At 69.6% G+C, this 16,735-nt stretch carries 12 protein-coding genes and 3 pseudogenes; 9 read left to right on the top strand and 6 right to left on the bottom strand.

Annotated elements, in window-relative coordinates:
• Positions 1-102: 102 nt before the first annotated feature.
• On the bottom strand, positions 103-2,556 hold the full coding sequence (locus ACGFSA_RS26005; protein ID WP_393308100.1) for a tyrosine-type recombinase/integrase: 2,454 nt from the start codon (positions 2,554-2,556) through the stop codon (positions 103-105).
• Positions 2,549-3,745 (bottom strand): tyrosine-type recombinase/integrase, encoded by a 1,197-nt coding sequence (locus ACGFSA_RS26000; RefSeq protein ID WP_393308136.1) that lies wholly within the window; start codon positions 3,743-3,745, stop codon positions 2,549-2,551. The genes ACGFSA_RS26005 and ACGFSA_RS26000 overlap by 8 nt, the downstream gene beginning before the upstream one ends.
• A gap of 54 nt (positions 3,746-3,799) precedes the next feature.
• Between ACGFSA_RS26000 and ACGFSA_RS25995 the strand changes: the two genes are divergently transcribed.
• Positions 3,800-4,264, top strand: a complete 465-nt coding sequence (locus tag ACGFSA_RS25995; RefSeq protein WP_393308098.1) for a mismatch-specific DNA-glycosylase — start codon at positions 3,800-3,802, stop codon at positions 4,262-4,264.
• Positions 4,265-4,423: 159 nt separating this feature from the next.
• On the opposite strand, the pseudogene ACGFSA_RS25990 reads toward ACGFSA_RS25995, so the two are convergent.
• Positions 4,424-4,666, bottom strand: a pseudogene (locus tag ACGFSA_RS25990) (ATP-binding cassette domain-containing protein); the annotation flags it as partial.
• A gap of 108 nt (positions 4,667-4,774) precedes the next feature.
• Between ACGFSA_RS25990 and ACGFSA_RS25985 the strand changes: the two are divergent.
• The 3 genes from ACGFSA_RS25985 to ACGFSA_RS25975 all read left to right on the top strand — a co-directional run bounded on the left by ACGFSA_RS25985 (position 4,775) and on the right by ACGFSA_RS25975 (position 7,860).
• Entirely contained in the window at positions 4,775-5,947 is a 1,173-nt protein-coding gene (locus ACGFSA_RS25985; protein ID WP_393308096.1) for a sensor histidine kinase, read from the top strand.
• A gap of 4 nt (positions 5,948-5,951) precedes the next feature.
• The gene (locus ACGFSA_RS25980) at positions 5,952-6,602 is read left to right on the top strand and encodes a response regulator (protein WP_393308094.1); all 651 of its coding nucleotides are present in this window, start codon (positions 5,952-5,954) and stop codon (positions 6,600-6,602) included.
• Between the two features lie 100 nt (positions 6,603-6,702).
• A complete protein-coding gene (locus ACGFSA_RS25975) occupies positions 6,703-7,860 on the top strand; it encodes an ROK family transcriptional regulator (RefSeq protein ID WP_393308092.1) in 1,158 nt (385 codons plus the stop codon).
• A gap of 48 nt (positions 7,861-7,908) precedes the next feature.
• On the opposite strand, the gene ACGFSA_RS25970 is transcribed toward ACGFSA_RS25975, so the two are convergent.
• Both ACGFSA_RS25970 and ACGFSA_RS25965 read right to left on the bottom strand, forming a co-directional pair.
• Complete coding sequence (locus ACGFSA_RS25970; protein WP_393308090.1) at positions 7,909-8,673, bottom strand: GntR family transcriptional regulator; 765 nt, start codon at positions 8,671-8,673, stop codon at positions 7,909-7,911.
• 249 nt (positions 8,674-8,922) lie between these two features.
• Positions 8,923-9,807 carry an RNA polymerase sigma-70 factor gene (locus ACGFSA_RS25965; protein WP_393308134.1) on the bottom strand — a complete coding sequence of 295 codons (885 nt, stop codon included), beginning with the start codon at positions 9,805-9,807 and terminating at the stop codon, positions 8,923-8,925.
• Between the two features lie 71 nt (positions 9,808-9,878).
• Here ACGFSA_RS25965 and ACGFSA_RS25960 point away from each other — a divergent pair.
• The 3 genes and pseudogenes from ACGFSA_RS25960 to ACGFSA_RS25950 form a co-directional block, all read left to right on the top strand.
• Positions 9,879-10,238, top strand: a pseudogene (locus tag ACGFSA_RS25960) (alpha/beta fold hydrolase); the annotation flags it as partial.
• Between the two features lie 1,017 nt (positions 10,239-11,255).
• Positions 11,256-11,480, top strand: a pseudogene (locus tag ACGFSA_RS25955) (hypothetical protein); the annotation flags it as partial.
• 210 nt (positions 11,481-11,690) lie between these two features.
• Entirely contained in the window at positions 11,691-13,124 is a 1,434-nt protein-coding gene (locus ACGFSA_RS25950; protein ID WP_393308132.1) for a GNAT family N-acetyltransferase, read from the top strand.
• Here the strand turns inward: ACGFSA_RS25950 and ACGFSA_RS25945 are convergent.
• Entirely contained in the window at positions 13,060-14,271 is a 1,212-nt protein-coding gene (locus tag ACGFSA_RS25945; RefSeq protein ID WP_393308088.1) for a trans-sulfuration enzyme family protein, read from the bottom strand. The genes ACGFSA_RS25950 and ACGFSA_RS25945 overlap by 65 nt on opposite strands.
• Positions 14,272-14,330: 59 nt before the next feature.
• On the opposite strand from ACGFSA_RS25945, the gene ACGFSA_RS25940 reads away from it, so the two are divergent.
• Positions 14,331-14,837 carry an Lrp/AsnC family transcriptional regulator gene (locus ACGFSA_RS25940; protein ID WP_393308086.1) on the top strand — a complete coding sequence of 169 codons (507 nt, stop codon included), beginning with the start codon at positions 14,331-14,333 and terminating at the stop codon, positions 14,835-14,837.
• A gap of 120 nt (positions 14,838-14,957) precedes the next feature.
• Positions 14,958-16,643: a DUF885 domain-containing protein gene (locus ACGFSA_RS25935; protein WP_393308084.1), complete on the top strand. Its 1,686-nt coding sequence runs from the start codon at positions 14,958-14,960 to the stop codon at positions 16,641-16,643.
• Positions 16,644-16,735: the final 92 nt, after the last annotated feature.

Genomic DNA, 16,735 nt, shown 5'->3' with positions numbered 1-16,735 from the left:
GGATTACACGGTTTAATCCGGGAATCCCGGATACGCTCCGTAGCTGTAGCCTGACGTCTGGCGTGTCCCGAGCCGGCTACACGCAGACTTGCCAGGGAAGATTCAGCCGGACTCAGGCAGGCGGCGGCCCGGAATCCCCAGGTCAACGGTCGGCCTCTGTGCCCGTCGTTGGGTCTCCTCGCGTTTCCCGCGCAGGAAGGTGAGCGTGAGGTTGATGCCCTCGACCTCGCCTAGCCAGTTCTCGGCTTCTGCCCGCTGAAGGCGGGCAACGAGATCGGTTTCGAGTTCTTCGAGGCGGGCGAGCATCTTCGGGTTGATGTGGAGCATCGGGCAGCGGATGCATGCGTGTTCATGCTGGCAGGGGGTGCCGTAGGGGCGTGCGCAGGAACCGAGCTCGACCTTGCGGCGGTCGAAGTGTTCCTCGAACTCCGTCCATTCCTGGTCGGTCGTGTCGCGGTACTCGCCATCGGGTCGGACCTGGCGCCGGTGGCGGAGATGTTCCTGGTAGTGACGGACGACGTCCTCGTCGAAGACAGCGACATAACCGCGGGTGGTCTGGACATCGAGGTGGCCGAGGAGGGCGGCACCGATGTGGATCGGCAGGCCGCTGTTGACCAGCTCGGTGGCGAAAATCCTTCGGAAGTCGTGCGGCGTGAACTTCAGGCCGCGGAACCCCTTGTGGGTCTCGGCGAGTTCGTCGCAGATCCTGCCGAGCATGACTTGGACGGTTGCGGTGCTGAACACCATCGGTGTAGTGCCGTTCTGCCGCTGAAAAAGGAACGGCATGGGGGCGCTCCACACCTTGTCGTGGGCGTCGTACCGGCTGACGAGCGGGATCGGGCGGCCGGCGCGCGCATGGCGGCGGATGACCGAGGCGATGACGTGGAAGAGCTCGGCGGACATGGGGATGACACGCTCGCGGTCCGTCTTGGAGGGCGCGATCACCAGAAGCGCGATGACCTCGCCATTTGCCCGCTGATACTGGCGGATGCTCAGCTGGGTCAGCTCGCAAAGCTCCTCGATGCGCACGCCGGAGTGACGCAGGGCCTCAACAGCTGCCCACTCCCAGAAGGCGCTCTCCTCCTCGGTCCCGATATGGACGATCCGCCCGCTGTCCACCTCCTCGACCCGGGTGGGGACGTCGTCGCCGTGGCGGAGCATTTTGCGGTCCGCCTCGGTGCGAATGCGCCGATACTCGGTGCCCTCGTGGGTGAACACCTGACTTTCGGCGGCGCTGTCGGCACGCTCCAGGAGCAGGCGGGCACGGTCGTAGCGGGTCTCGACATGGTTGATCAGCAGCGGAAGAAGAGGCTGGCGCTGGCGGGTGCGGTCGGCAGAGCGTTCGTTAATGCGCCGTCTGCGGACGCCGAGGCCGCGTAGTTCGCTCGGCGGGACGGGGCAGGGAGCGACCCATGCAGCCCATCGTTCGGGCTCGTCGGCGGCCCAGGTATGCAGGTCGTAGTAGAAGGAGCGCAACGCGATGACGATACTGTCCTGGCCGACTCGAGGCTTGCCATCGTCCTTGACGGTGATCAGCTGCCGCCAGGCCGCATAGTCCTCAGGCGAGATGCGCAGGTCCTTCTGGTCCGGATTGATCTTCTCGATGTTCTTCCAGAAGTGGCGGGTAAGTTTGCAGGTGAGGTCCTTCAGGGTCGAGTAGTCGGTGTCGGCCTTGCGGCGGGTGAGGTAGTCGATGAGCAGGCCGCGGACAGCCTGGTCGGAGATCTCGTACTGGTCGACTAGGTCCTCGATGCTCCGCTGGCCACGCAGCATGGCGGCCCGCATGGACTCCGGCGTCGAGGGCGGGAAGTGGCCCATGGCGTGCAGGACGTTCCAGACTCCGCGACCGGCGATGCGGTTGGACGCCTGGCTCCCAGGCCGCAGGGTGCACCGTGCCTGTCGGTTCTCGTGGGCGAAGTGCAGCAGTGCGGCCGGGGTAACGTCGCTCAGGGCGACGCCCTGGACGGCCAGCAGCATGCACAGCTCGATGATCGCGTCGCGGCGGTGGACGTGTCGGAGCTGATGAGTGCGTACCTGCTCAGCGAACTTTTCCAGGAGTGCGTCCTCTTGGGCGGCGATGAACATCGGCCCGAAGCTAGGCAGCGGAGTCTGGCGGAAGGCGAGCAGGGTCGGCTGAATGGCGCGCAGGCAGTACAGAGCTCGGATTCCGGGAACGATGCTGGTCCCCGTGGTGTGACGCGATCCCACCGCGTCGGCGGTGACCTGCCCTTGGCCGAGCGGGCTGGCCTCCCACCGCTCCTGCCAGGTATCACCTGGGAAGGTGAGGAGGTATTCCAGCAGCGCACGGGTGGAACGGACCCAGCCCTGCCGGGTCGCCCGATGCACGTCCGGCCAGATCGACGCAGTGCCGGCCATGCTCGACAGGTGGGAGATCGAAGCGGTGGCGAATTCGCCGTGCGGCCTGGGAAGGCTGGCGGCGACGGCAGGCTCTGGTTTGATCGGACCGCCGACGAAGCGGCTGGCGAACTGAAGTCCCTCGGCGACGGGACCGTGGCGGCGGCTGAGGCCGGTGGTGCGAAGCTGCGTGTCAGGCACCGAACACCGCCGCAACGTCATCGGCGCTGTAGCCGGTGGGGTAACTCCGCTCGACACGCGGCGCGTTGTAGTGCTCGGTGAGCTTGTCGAAGATCTCCTCAATGCGGGCCGTCAGGTAGCGGTTGGTGGTCTGGATGTTGGCATGACGCAAGACGGCCTGTACTTCCGGCAGAGTGAGCTTGCCGCCGTTGGCCATCCGGCTCGCGGCTGTGTGGCGTAGGTCGTGAAGCGTCCAGTTCGTGCCCAGTGCCCCGTTGGCGCGCTGGATAACGCGGCGCATGGCCCAGTAGGACATGGGCCGGTCCACGCCGTGACGCGTCCGCCACATCGGCTCGTCCGGCGGAGGAGTGCCGATTTCGTCGAGGTAACGGGCCAGGCGCACGAATGCCTGAGGCGAGGCCGGGACCGCTTCGCGTTGCCTCGTGCCCTTCGAGATCACGTAGACCTTCTGGCCTGCCCAATCGACATCACCGATACCGACGCCGAGAAGTTCCTCAGCGCGAGCGCCGCTGGAGACGTAGAACTCCAGCAGAGCGCGATCACGCTCGCAACCCATCCGCTCGAAGAGTTCGTCCCACAGGTGATCAGGGATCGACCGCGGTGGCCGATCGGCAACCTTCTGCCGCAGCCGGGCCCGTCCGAGCACAGGCTTCGGCTCCAACAGGCTCCGGTGAGTGAGCGCCCGACGACGCTGCGGCGACACCGGAACGGGGTTGGCGACCGGGCCGTTCCCCTGGTGGGCATGGAACTCGTAGAAGCCGCTCACCACAGACAGCGCGTGATTGATCGTCCGGGGTGCATACCCAGCCCGCAGCACCGGCTTCCCGGTGCGCAGATTCACCGAGCCGGGCGCAGGACTGGCGGCAGACTGCCGCTGACGCTGTGGATTCGACGCTGTACGTAGCCATCCCGTCAGCACCGCGGTCTCGGCCTCAGTCGCCTTCTCCCACGCGACGTCGAGCAACCACAGCAGCCGGAACCAGCGCAGCAGCCCGTACCCGTAGCTGCGGATCGTCAGCGGGCTACTGTCGTTCAGCGCCAGGTCACGCAGATACGCCGTGGCAGGTTCGATCTCGTCGTCGTATCCGTTGACAACGACGTACGGAGGATGGACTCCCCTTGCCGGAAGTACAGCTCCGACGCGGGGAAGATTCGCCCGCCCCTCCATCAGTTCACTTCGCAGGTCCACTTCGTTCTCCTCGTTCATCTCGGGGACCATCACCGGGATCAACGAGAGAATCGGGTGCAGATAACTGTGCATCTGTCCGGCTTCACCCCCCGCCAGTTGAAGCCCTCGGAACAGCACGAGCTGCTGACCTACGGCCTGGGCATCACCAATGTGGTCGCCCGGGCCACGGCGAGAGCCGACGAACTGGCCGCCGAGGAGTTCCGCGAGGGCGGACTGATCCTCACGTCCAAGGTCGAGCAACTGCGCCCGCAGTGGCTGGCGGTGGTGGGGGTCACCGCCTACCGCACCGCCTTCGGCGAGCGTCGCGCGCAGATCGGCCCGCAGGACCGGACGATCGGCGGTGCCCGGGTCTGGGCCCTGCCCAACCCCAGCGGCCTCAACGCCCACTGGACCGCTCAGAGCATGGCCGAGGAGTACGGGCGCCTCCGCGCGGCAACTGACTCACCGCTCCCAACCATTCGGACTGAGCCGTGCTGCGGAAGCGAGCACCAGACGCCTGCGGGGGCTCGGGGGAATTGAGGTCAGGGGGTGGGGGCTGCAGGGCCGGCGGCGGCACCCCGCGTCCTCACACCCGAGGCTCGATGCGCACCCCATCGATGCGGCGGATGTGATGGACGGCGGCCATGCCACCGGTCAACCGCCCGGCACTGACAACAGGTTCCCTGGCATGAGCCTAACGAGCAACGCCCCGACCCGGCGCAGCGGATGGTCGAGTGCGGTGTAGGAGTGCCCGCCGACAGTGGCCGTACCACCGGTCGGCCGGTCCAGGCCGAGGACGAGTCGCATGGTGGTGGACTTGCCGGCGCCGTTCGGGCCGAGGAAACCGGTGACCCGGCCGGGTCGCACACTGAACGTGAGGCGGTCCACTGCGCGGGTCGCGCCGTATTCCTTGGTGAGCTCATGGACGTGGATGCTGGTCATGTCCTCAGCCTGGCCGCCGCGCCCCGCTCCCGCCCTCCCCCACCGGAGGGGATCATCTCCCTCGCTCGGGGGAGCCGTCACGTTCGAGACGGCTGGCACGATGGCGGCATGCGTCGCCTTCTCCGTCCGCTGACCGAGCCGGTCACCTACACCCGCTGGCTGCACATGCTCATTCCGTGGGCGGTCGGCAGCGTGTGGCTGTTCATCTCCATGGACACCCCATGGGCCCTCATGATCTTTGCCGTGCCCGCGGGCCTGGTCCCCAGAATGCGGCTCGCCGAGGGGGTTCAGGCCCAGCTGTTGCTGATGCCGTCGGAGCGCGGCAGTCCCGACGCAGCGATCTCCGCGGCTCCGGCGGAGACCTGGGCGGCCCGCTGGCGGACCGTGGTCTGGCTGGAGGTGCGGCTGCTGCTCTCGGTGGTGGCGGGGTACCCGACGGTGTGGTTGTCCGCCACAGCAGTTGACCTCGTCCTCACCGCGTCGGGTTCGGGCCCGAGCGGCGACTGGCTGATCCGCGGGGTGGAGCCGCACTGGTGGTACGCCCTGCTTGCACCCGTGCCTCTTCTCCTGCTGCTCGCAGTTGTCGTGATATGCGGCAAGGTGATCACGGCGGCGGCGCGGCGGCTGCTCGGTCCGTCGACGGCGGAGCGGTTGACCGCGCTGGAGGAGCGCACCGAACAGTTGCTGGAGCGCAATCGAATTGCGCGCGAGCTGCACGACTCGATCGGGCACGCCCTGACCGTGGCGGTCGTCCAGGCGGGTGCGGCGCGGGCGGCGAACGATCTGGCGTTCACCGAGCGCGCACTGGCCGCGATCGAGGAGACGGGCCGGGCGGCACTGGACGATCTGGAGCGGGTGCTCCGGGTCCTGCGGGAATCGCAAGCACCGGTGGGACAGCGGCCGACACTCGCCGAGGCGGACCGGCTGCTGGACTCGGCGCGCGGTTCGGGGGCGAAGGTCGACGCCGAAGTCTCCGGTCCGGTGGAGCTGGTGCCGGGACCGGTGTCCCGCGAGGGGTACCGGATCCTGCAGGAGTCCCTCACCAATGTGCTGCGTCACTCCGGGTCCGTCCCCGTGCGGGTGAGGATCACAGTCGCGGACGGCTGGCTGGAGCTTGAGGTGACCAATCCGCTCACCGGGTCGATAGGTACTCCGGGCGGCGGCAGCGGGCTGCGGGGCATACGTGAGCGGGCCGCGCTCCTGGGTGGAAAGGCCAAGACCGGTCCGTACGACGGCGAGTGGAGGGTGCACGCGAGCCTCCCGCTGGACGGCCTACGCTGACCGGATGCCGGTTACCGTTCTTCTGGTCGACGACGAACCCCTCGTGCGCGCGGGACTGCGTGCGGTGCTTGAGGCCCAGCCCGATATCGAGGTGGTGGGCGAGGCCGCCGACGGTGCCGCAGTGATCCCGCTGCTGCGCCGACTGCGCCCCGATGTGGTGGCGATGGACGTGCGCATGCCGTTGATGGACGGCATCGAGGCAACCCGGGTGGTGCTGCGCACGGTGCCGGATCCGCCGAAGATCCTGGTGGTGACGACGTTCGAGAACGACGAGTACGTGTACGAGGCGCTGCGCGCCGGGGCGGACGGTTTTCTGCTCAAGCGGGCCCGGCCCGCGGAGATCGTGCACGCGGTGCGTCTGGTCGCCGAGGGCGAGTCGCTGCTCTTCCCGGCCGCGGTCCGGCAGCTCGCCGTCGAGTACGGGACGAGCAAGGCCAAGGCGGCCATGGAGCGCGCGGCGCTCACCGAGCGGGAGGAGGCGGTGCTCCGTTTGATGGCCCGGGGGCTGTCCAATGCGGAGATCGCCGCCAAGCTGGTGGTCGGTGTCGAGACGGTGAAGACCCATGTCAGCGCCGTACTGGCCAAATTGGGGGCCAGGGACCGGACGCAGGCGGTGATCGCCGCGTACGAGTCAGGGTTCGTGGCTCCGGGCTGACGCCGACGGCGCCCGGATCCCTGTTCCGGGTCACGGTCGCTCCGCTTCCGGGCAGCGAGTACGATCCGCCTGACATGCTCGCGAGCTGGGAGGACACACCGTGAGCCGGTTGACCGGTGGGGACCCGTCGCTGTTGCGACGGATCAATTCCGCGGTGGTACTTCATGCCCTCAGGGGCGCCGACTCCCCCACGCTCACGGACCTGACTCGTATCACGGGTCTGTCCCGGCCCACGGTCGAGGGTGTCGTCGAGGGGCTTTTCGAGGCCGGTCTGGTCGTCGAATCGGCGCCTGACGAGGGTGAGGCCCGACGTCAGGGCAGGCCGGCCCGCAGGTTCCGGTTCCGCGCCGAGGCGGGACATCTGCTCGGCATCGAGATCGGCCCGCACCGTGTCTCCGCGCTTCTGTCAGGGCTGGACGGCAGGATCATCGGCGCCGGTTCGCGCGAGGTGTCGGAGACGGCTTCCGCGGATGACCGGCTCGACCGGGTGAGGGCCGTCGTCGCCGATCTGCTGCGGCGCTCCGGGGTGGCCCGGAGCAGTCTGCGTGCGGTCGGGGTGGGCAGTCCGGGGATCGTGGAGGCCGACGGGACCGTACGCCTGGGCACCGCGCTGCCGGACTGGACCGGTCTCGCGCTCGGTGAGCGGCTGCGGCGCTCCTTCCGCTGTCCGGTGCTCGTGGAGAACGACGCAAACGCCGCGGCGGTGGCCGAGCACTGGAAGGGTGCCGCGACCGAGTCGGACGACATCGTGTTCGTCCTGGCGGGGCTGAGCCCGGGGGCCGGTTCGCTGATCGGCGGGCGGCTGCATCGTGGTTACGGCGGTGCAGCGGGCGAGATCGGCGCACTCCATCTGCTGGGCCGCGAGGTCACACCGGAGAAGCTGCTGTCGACGACGGACACACCGCTGGATCCGCTGGACGAGCAGGCGGTCGCCGCGGTGTTCGCGGAGGCCCGGCACGGCGATGTGCGGGCTCAGGCTGCGGTGGAGCGGTTCATCCAGCGGCTGGTACACGATGTGGCGGCGCTGGTGCTGGCGCTCGACCCGGAGCTGGTGGTCATCGGCGGTTGGGCCGCCGGGCTGGACGGAGTGCTGGATCCGCTCCGCGGTGAGCTGGCCCGGTACTGTCTCCGGCCGCCGCGGGTCGCGTTGTCGCTGCTGGGCGAGGCGGCCGTGGCCACGGGCGCCCTGCGGCTGGCGCTCGACCATGTCGAGGAGCAGCTCTTCGCCGTGGAGGGATCGGTGACGGCCCGCCGCTGAGCGCGACGGGCCGTTCGTTGCGTTCGAAGCCGGCGGGACCGGCCGGGGTCAGGACGCGTGGCGCTCGTGGCCGGGGTGGCTGATCTCGAGGTCGCCGGAGTCACCGAAGGTGAGTCGGCACGTGTCGGCCCGGTAGGTGGCGACGGAGACCGCAGCCGTGCCGCCCGCCGCGAGGTAACGGGTGGTGACGACGAGGACCGGTGCGCCGGGGAGCCGGTCGAGTTCCTTGGCGTCGTCCGCTCGCGCGGAGCCGAGCTCCACCGAGCGGTCCTGGCCGTCGAGGCCGAGACGGTGCAGCTCCCGCACGACGGTGCGGGCGCGGGCGGCACCCGACGGGGTCTCGATCGCGGACAGTTCGGGCACGGACGCCGACGGCACGTACAGCAACTCCGCAGCGACCGGATGCCCCTGAGTGACCCGGATCCGGCGAACGATGTGCACCGGCTCGTCGCTCTCCACGTCGAGCATGGCGAGGACCGGGGCGGGCGCTGTCGCGGTCGTGCAGCCGATGGGCTGCCAGGCCTCGTCGGCGCCGCCCGTCCAGTCGTGCTGCGCGGTCGAGACGGCGACGCCCACGCGCGGCGGGGCGACAGTGGTCCCCACTCCGCGGCGGCGCTGCAGCCTGCCTTCGAGTTCGAGCTGCTCCAGAGCCTGTCGAAGTGTTGCCCGGGCGACGCCGAACCTGGCTGCGAGCTCGCGCTCGTTGGGCAGGATCTCTCCCACCGCAAAGTCCGAGTCGAGTGCCTCACTGAGAACGGTCTTGAGGTGCCAGTACTTCGGCTCCTGCACCGATTCCAGCTGCGTGGTCCCCACCCTGTCCTCCGCAATCACCCAGCGTCTTTTTCCGCGACGTTATTTATTAAAGGTTCCTGTCTTAACGTTGAGACCATAGGACGGCACACCTCCTTGGTCAAGACCAATCCTTGTTCCGTCACACTGCGAATCGGGGTCCTGTCGCAGAGCGTTCACAGGACGTTCGTGGTGCCGTACGGCGCGCAGCACAAAGCCCCACGTCCGGAGGGTCCGTGGGGCTTCGGCCAGGCAGGGCGTCGGGACAGGTGACTATTCGACGGCCAGGTTGGCAAGCTTGTCAGGGTTGCGGACGATATATACGCACTGGATGACACCGTCCCTTACGTCGATCTGGAAGACGGAATCGGGCTTTCCGCCGGAAAGCACCACCAGGGCGGGGCCACCATTGAGCTCCGCGAACCGGGTCTCGAAGCCGGCAGGCTGATCCTTCGCGACGGCCAGGAGGAAGCGACCGACCTTGTCCTGGCTCTCGATGATCCGCAGCGGCGCCTTGGACTTTCCGCCGCTGTCGCCGACCAGGCGCACATCGGGGGCGAGGAGCATCAGCAGCCCCTCGATGTCGCCGCCCGCCGCCGCGGCAAGAAACCGTTCGGTGAGGTCACGGCGCTGGACCGGGTCGACGTCGTAGCGCGGCTTGCGCTCTTCCACGTGCCGCCGCGCGCGCCCGGCGAGCTGGCGCACCGCGGCCTCGGTCCTGTCGAGCGTCGCGGCGATCTCTCCGTACGGGAAGCCGAAGGCCTCGCGCAGGACGAAGACGGCGCGCTCCAGCGGGGAGAGCGATTCGAGGACGACCAGCACGGCGACGGACACGGAGTCCGCGAGGACGGCCTGCTCGGCAGTGTCGGGCACGGCAGGTCCGAAATCGGTGACGAGCGGTTCGGGCAGCCATGGTCCGACGTAGGCCTCGCGCCGGGTCTGCAGCTGTCGCAGCCGGTCGATGGCGAGGCGGGTGGTGGTCCGCACGAGAAACGCACGCGGCTCCCGTACGTCGTCGCGTGGCGCGGCCGACCAGCGCAGCCACGCCTCCTGCACCACGTCCTCGGCGTCGGCGATCCGGCCGAGCATGCGGTAGGCGACCCCGGTCAGTACGGGGCGGTGTTCTTCGAAGACTTCGGTAATGGTGTCGACTGTCACCGTCCCATCCCAGCCGACGCTCCGGGCCGTGTCCAGCACGAATCGTCCTGCCCCCTTGAACCGCGGTCCAGATCGAACGGCTCTCGCGCAGCGCGGCCGGGCGTGCGGCGCTGACGAGCACCATCTACGCGAGGCCCGGGCGCCGTTCACCCGAGGCCGTCGTCTCGGAGACTGTCGCCCTGCGCGAGGCGACCGGTTTCCACGAGACTCTCGCGGTCGGACGGAATGTCGCCTTCACCGACGATGTGCCGGGGCTGCCCGTGACCATCGCCTGGGGCGGCCGCGACCGGCTGCTGCTGAGCCGGCCGGGGGTCAGGGCCAAGCACGCCATTACCGGTGCCAGGCTGGTACGTCTGCCCGGCTGCGGTCAGGTGCCGATGAACGACGATCCCGCGCTCGTGGCGCGCGTCATCCTCGACACCAGTCGCTGAACGGGTACCGGTCGCCGAACGGGCGGAACCCTGCGGCCTGCTGCGCCGCAGGACACCTGGACCGAGCGCCACGCCGCAACCCACCAGCAGGCTTCCGCCGGCCTGCGCGATCCCGTACGACCCGGTGCCGACGAGCGGCGCGGTGAGTGCCGCTGAGACCGGGATCAGCCCGGAGAAGAGCGTGGCGCGTTCGGCGCCGATCCGCTGCATGCCCATGTACCAGCAGACGGACCCGACGACCGTGACCACGGCTTCCTGCCACAGGAGCGCCGCCGTCTCCACGGGTGTGGGCATCCGCAGAAATCCGCTGCCGTCGAGCAGGACACCGAGCAGTGCGGACTCGGCGGCAGCGATGGCGCATGCAACGGCCGACAGCAGTTTCGGCCCGAGCGGGCGCAGCACCGGTACGGCCAGCACGGCGAAGCCGACCTCGCCCGCGAGCGCGCCGACCGAGCAGAGGAAACCCGCCGCGTCGGTCCGGCCCCAGCCCTGGACGGTGACGGCCCCAGCGGCGACCAGGGAGGCCGCGCACAGGACGGTGCGGTTCGGACGACGGCCGTCCAGCAGCGGTACGAGGACGGCGACAAGGACCGGGGCACAGCCGACGAATACCCCCCGGAACAGCGGGTTCCGCAGACCGTTCGGCGGCCAGGACCGCCAGGTTGAAGCCGACCATGCCGACAGCTGCGAGCATCGCGAGCCGGGTCCACCGGCGGCGGGTGAGTGTACGGAGGGGAGCGAGGCCGGAGCGTCCCCCGCTTCGGAGGAGCGGCAGGAGCAACAGCGCGGCAAGTCCGTAGCGCAGCGCCTGGCCGCCCGCGTACGGATAGTCGCCGAGGACACTGTTGGCGGTGAAGGAGGCCCCGGACAGCCGTCCGGGGCCGATTGGACAGCCCAGCAGGGCGTCAGTCAGTGGTGGAGCCACGACCACCGGAACCCGGCTACGAGTATCAATGTCAGTGGTGGGTTCTACGGTTTTTGCATGACCCGATCCGTACAGGCCCTGGCCTGCTCCCGCCCGCACTGCTGGCGTACGAGCAGGCCCCGCGCGGGCTGAGCGACCTGCTGTCCGTGGCCGCCGAATGCGCGGAACGCTGCGGTGCGGCGGCGGCCGAGCCGATACCCGGGCTGGCGGCTCTGGCCGTGCGCGGCGGCTCATCGCAGCTGGTACGTCATGCGGCACGACTGCAGGCGGCCTGGGAAAAGGGATCGCAGACGACGGCCGACGACATCGTGCCGTAACCCGCAGCGACGGGTCACGCCCCACCGCGACCCGTCCCGTTCCGCCTTCGAAGCGACCGGTCCCGCCGCAAACCCCGCAGCGGCCGCAGGCATCCACGACAGCAACCAGTAAAAAGGTGCGATAAAGGACTAGATTCACACTTAACCCATCAGTCACAAGGCGTTCGTGATCAGGCAACACCGCTCCGTCACAGTGAGCTCATGACTGATGTGACCTCCGCGAAGAGTGCCCGCCGCCCGCACCACTGGCGACGGGACCTGATCGAGCTGGCCGCCCTGTTCACCGCCGTCGCGGTGGCCGACGCGATCGCCAACATGATCGGACACCAGCCCGATGGACCGTATCTCCTGATCGCCTCGGCCCTGACCCTCGCGGCGACGGCCGCGTTCCATACCTGGTGGGCGCGGCGGCACAGTCACTCCCCGCCGCCGACCGCCGTCGACTACAGCGTGGACCTGTCCCACCACACGGTCACCGACAACGCGGCGGCCACCGCTGTCGCCGCACTCGTGACCACGCCCACCGCCGCCGGTCCGGCCCCGGCCGACGAGGAAACGGCGCTGTGGCGGATGCGCACCACGGTCCGGGACACCCCCGGCAGCCTCGCCGCGCTCTGCATCGCGCTCGCCCGGCACCGGATCGACATCCTCACTCTGCAGACACATCCGCTGACACAGGGCACGGTCGACGAGTTCCTGCTGCGCGCCCCCGCCTCGCTCCAGGCCCGGCAGCTGAGCCGGACGATCTCCGCCGCGGGCGGCAACTCCACCTGGATCGAGCGGGCCGACGCGCACGACCTGGTGGACGCCCCGACCCGGATCCTGGAACTCGCCACCCGCGCCGCCCTGGACTCCGCTGAACTCCCGCTCGCGCTGCGCCAGTTGCTCGGGCGCTGCACCATCCACTCGCTGCCCGCCGTCTCGATCACCGGCCGCGCGACCGGCGAGAGCGCGCCGGTCGAAGGGATGCTTGATGAGGCAGTGATGCGACTGCGCGACCCGTCCGGCGGTGCGATCACCATCGAGCGGCCCTATCTGCCGTTCACCCCGACCGAGTTCGCCCGGGCCCGCGCCCTGGTCGAGCTCGACGCCCGGCTCGGCCCCCGCGTCCCGCGCAGCGAGCACGTGCTCACGCTCCCCGAGGGCAACGGGATCACCGTCCGTCGCGCGGACGGGAGCGACCTGGCCGCCGCCCGCGCCATGCACAACCGCTGCTCCGAGCAGACGCTGCGGCTGCGCTACCACGGTCCCGTCCGCGACGCCGACCGCTACCTGGACCACCTGCTGAGCCCCAGGTTCGGCCGCACCCTGGCCGTCCAGACGGCCTCCGGCCGCCTGGTCGCCCTGGGACACCTCCTCTGGGACGGTGACGAGACCGAGGTGGCCCTCCTCGTCGAGGACGACTGGCAGCGCCGGGGTATCGGTTCGGAGCTCCTCGGCCGCCTGGTGACGCTCGCCGTCGAGGCCGGCTGCGACAGCGTCTACGCCGTCACCCAGGCGTCCGACACCGGCATGGTCGCCGCCATGCGAGCCCTCGAACTTCCCCTCGACTACCAGATCGAGGAGGGCACGCTCGTCATCACCGCCCGGCTGGACGCGACTCCGGCACATTGCCTGCCGCCGTACGAGCAGGCGGGTCGCTGAGCGCCTGACAGAGGTCGGCCCACAGGTCCTCGACCTCCTCCAGGCCGACCGACATACGCAGCAGCCGGTCCCCGACACCGGAAGCCTGCCGGTCTCCCTCGTCCACAATGCGGTGGCTGATGGAGGCCGGATGCTGGATCAGGGTGTCCACACTGCCGAGACTCACCGCGGGAGTGATGAGCCGTACGGCCGAGATCACCCGGTGCGGATCCCCGTACACCTCGAAGGAGACCATCGCCCCGCCCACCGCCGGGTAGTGGACCCTGGCGATGCGCGGGTCGGCGGCCAGCCGACGGGACAGTTCGGCGGCGCTCGCGGAAGCGGCACGCACCCGAACCGGCAGGGTGGACAGGCCCCGCAGCAGCAGATATCCGGCCATCGGATGCAGTACCCCGCCGGTGGCGAAGCGCACCTGTCGCAGCCGGGCCGCGAACTCCTCGTCGCAGGCGACGACGCCGCCCATCACATCGCCGTGCCCGCCCAGGTACTTGGTGGCGCTGTGCAGAACGATCCGTGCGCCGTGCTCGACGGGCCGCTGGAGGACCGGGGTGGCAAAGGTGTTGTCGACGAGCAGCGGAACCGATCCGCAGGAGTGCGCGATTGCCCGGATGTCGACCTCGGCAAGCGTCGGGTTGGCCGGTGTCTCGACCACGACCAGGCCGGTGTCCGGACGGATCGCCTCCGCGATGCCCGCCGGATCGGTCCAGGTGACCTCGGTGCCCAGCAGCCCGGCACCGAGAAGATGGTCACTGCAGCCGTACAGCGGGCGGACGGCGATCACATGGCGCAGTCCCATGCTCGCGCGGGCCAGCAGAACCGCGGTGAGCGCCGCCATTCCGCTGGCGAACGACACAGCGCTCTCGGTCCCTTCGAGCCGGGCCAGAGCCGTTTCGAACCGGGCCGTGGTCGGGTTGTCGAGCCGGGCGTAGACGGGCGGCCCGTCGAGCCGGGCGCCGGTGGTGGCGAAGGTGTCGATCCGTTCCGCTTCTCCCCTGGAGTCGTACGAGGGGTAGGTGGTGGACAGATCGATCGGCGGGGCGTGCAGGCCGAGTGCAGCGAGGTCGTCGCGTCCGGCGTGCACGGCTTCGGTGGCCAGCGCCCTGGACCGGGGTGTCGTCGAGGGCTGCATCGAGGCTTCGGTGTCCATGACACCACTCTGAACAGGTGCCGGGCCGTGGCGCCGAAGCATCGTGCTACGTTCGGCGAATGGCCGATTCCGTCGTTCTGGACCCGGTGGACCTGCACATTCTGCGCCTGTTGCAGAACGATGCCCGGACCACGTACCGCGAGCTCGCCGCCGAGGTCGGGGTCGCACCGTCCACCTGTCTGGACCGGGTGGCCCGGCTGCGCCGCTCGGGCGTGATTCTCGGCCACCGGCTGCGTCTCGACCCGGCCAGGATCGGCCGTGGTCTGGAGGCACTGCTCTCGGTGCAGGTCCGCCCGCACCGCAGGGAGCTCATCGGCCCGTTCGTCGAGCGGATCAGGGCGTTGCCGGAGTCCCGTGCGCTCTTCCATCTGACCGGCCCCGACGACTATCTGGTCCACGTGGCCGTTGCCGACACCGCGGATCTGCAGCGGCTGGTGCTCGACGAGTTCACCTCGCGGCGCGAGGTGGCCCGGGTGGAAACGCGGCTGATATTCCAGCAGTGGGAGTGCGGGCCGCTGTTGCCGCCGGCCACCACGGCGCCCGGAAGGACCGCAGAATCCGAATGACCGGTTCCGGCCACCACGGTCGGTGCTCCGCGTCCACCACGCGAACCGGAGTGAACTGTGTCAGGTCCCGGAGACCTATTGATAGTGACGCGGGCCCCCTGACCGTACGAAGATGTCCACATGTCAGACACTTCGAACAGCGCGCTGCCCCGCCAGGTCGCCGACGCCTACGTCGACGCATTCATCGACCTCGACCCGATCTCAGGCACCTACCTCGGTGTGAAGGAAAGCTCCCGCCGTCTTCCCGACTTCTCCCCCGCCGGGCAGGAAGCCCTTGCCCAACTCGCCCGCGCCACCCTGGTGAAGCTCGACGCCGCCGAGCAACTCCCGGGCGCGGACAGCGACGCAGAGCGCCGCTGTGGCCGCCTGCTGCGCGAGCGGCTGACCGCGGAGATCGCTGTCCATGAGGCCGATGAGGGCCTGCGAGCCGTCTCCAACCTGCACTCACCGGCGCACAGCGTCCGCGTGGCGCTGACGGTGACGCCGACCGAGACCGATGAGGACTGGGCGGCGGTCGTGGAGCGGCTGCTCGCGGTTCCCGGAGCCCTGGAGGGATACCGCGCCTCGCTCGCGCTCGGCCTGGAACGGAAGCTGTACGGCGGTCCGCGCGCCACCGCCACCTTCATCGGCCAGCTGACCGAGTGGGTCGGGCAGGACGGAACAGGGTTCTACCAGGGCTTCGTCGCCGCGGGCCCGGACTCGCTGCGCGCGGATCTGGACGACGCCGCCCGGCAGGCCACGGAGGCCACGGAGGCGCTGCGTGACTGGATGCGCGATGTGTACGCCCCCGCGGTCGAGGGTGCGCCCGACACGGTGGGCCGCGAGCGGTACGCCCGCTGGTCGCGTTACTTCAACGGTACCGATCTGGATCTCGACGAGGCGTACGCGTACGGCTGGTCCGAGTATCACCGGCTGCTCGGCGAGATGAAGACCGAGGCCGAGAAGGTGCTGCCCGGGGCCGGCCCCTGGGAGGCGCTGGCCCATCTCGATGTGCATGGCAAGCACATCGAGGGTGTCGACGAGGTCCAGGCCTGGCTGCAGGGCCTGATGGACGAGGCGATCGAAGCCCTCGACGGCACACACTTCGAACTCGCTGAGCGGGTACGGAAGGTGGAGTCCCGGATAGCACCGCCCGGCGGCGCCGCGGGCCCGTACTACACGGGCCCGTCCGAGGACTTCTCGCGCCCCGGCCGCACCTGGCTGCCCACCATGGGCGAGACCCGCTTCCCGGTGTACGACCTGGTCTCCACCTGGTACCACGAGGGTGTCCCGGGCCACCACCTGCAGATCGCCCAGTGGGCCCATGTCGCCGACAGCCTCTCCCGCTACCAGGCGTCGATCGGCATCGTCAGCGCCAATGCCGAGGGCTGGGCACTGTACGCGGAGCGGCTCATGGACGAGCTCGGCTTCCTGCCCGACGCGGAGCGCCGCCTCGGCTACCTGGACGCGCAGATGATGCGTGCCTGCCGGGTGATCGTGGACATCGGCATGCACGCGGAGATGGAGATCCCCGCGGACTCCCCCTTCCACCCCGGTGAGCGGTGGACACCCGAGCTGGCGCAGGAGTTCTTCGGCAACCACAGCGGCCGGCCGGCGGACTTCGTGGAGAGCGAGCTGACCCGCTACCTGTCCATGCCGGGGCAGGCCATCGGTTACAAGCTGGGCGAGCGTGCCTGGCTGCTGGGCCGGGAGAACGCGCGCAAGGCGCACGGCGACGCGTTCGATGCGAAGGCCTGGCACATGGCCGCCCTGTCGCAGGGTCCGCTGGGTCTGGACGATCTGGTCGACGAGCTGTCGAAGCTCTGACCTGGACGGTTATCGACAGGAAGGCGGTCGGGCCCGGTTCGGTACGGTGGGCCCGGCCGCTTCCCCCCAGCGCCTCCGGCGACGAGACACCG

This window comes from Streptomyces sp. NPDC048496 (assembly GCF_043200055.1).
Lineage (GTDB): Bacteria > Actinomycetota > Actinomycetes > Streptomycetales > Streptomycetaceae > Streptomyces.
The sequence above is the reverse complement of the archived record's forward strand: the minus strand, read 5'-3'. Positions and strand labels throughout refer to the sequence as shown.

Bases quoted from the DNA above. Each gene is read 5' to 3' on its own strand.
- ACGFSA_RS25935 (WP_393308084.1), top strand. From the start codon at position 14,958: ATGTCAGACACTTCGAACAGCGCGCTGCCCCGCCAGGTCGCCGACGCC.
- ACGFSA_RS25985 (WP_393308096.1), top strand. From the start codon at position 4,775: ATGCGTCGCCTTCTCCGTCCGCTGACCGAGCCGGTCACCTACACCCGC.
- ACGFSA_RS25940 (WP_393308086.1), top strand. From the start codon at position 14,331: ATGGCCGATTCCGTCGTTCTGGACCCGGTGGACCTGCACATTCTGCGC.
- ACGFSA_RS25980 (WP_393308094.1), top strand. From the start codon at position 5,952: ATGCCGGTTACCGTTCTTCTGGTCGACGACGAACCCCTCGTGCGCGCG.
- ACGFSA_RS25945 (WP_393308088.1), bottom strand. From the start codon at position 14,271: ATGGACACCGAAGCCTCGATGCAGCCCTCGACGACACCCCGGTCCAGG.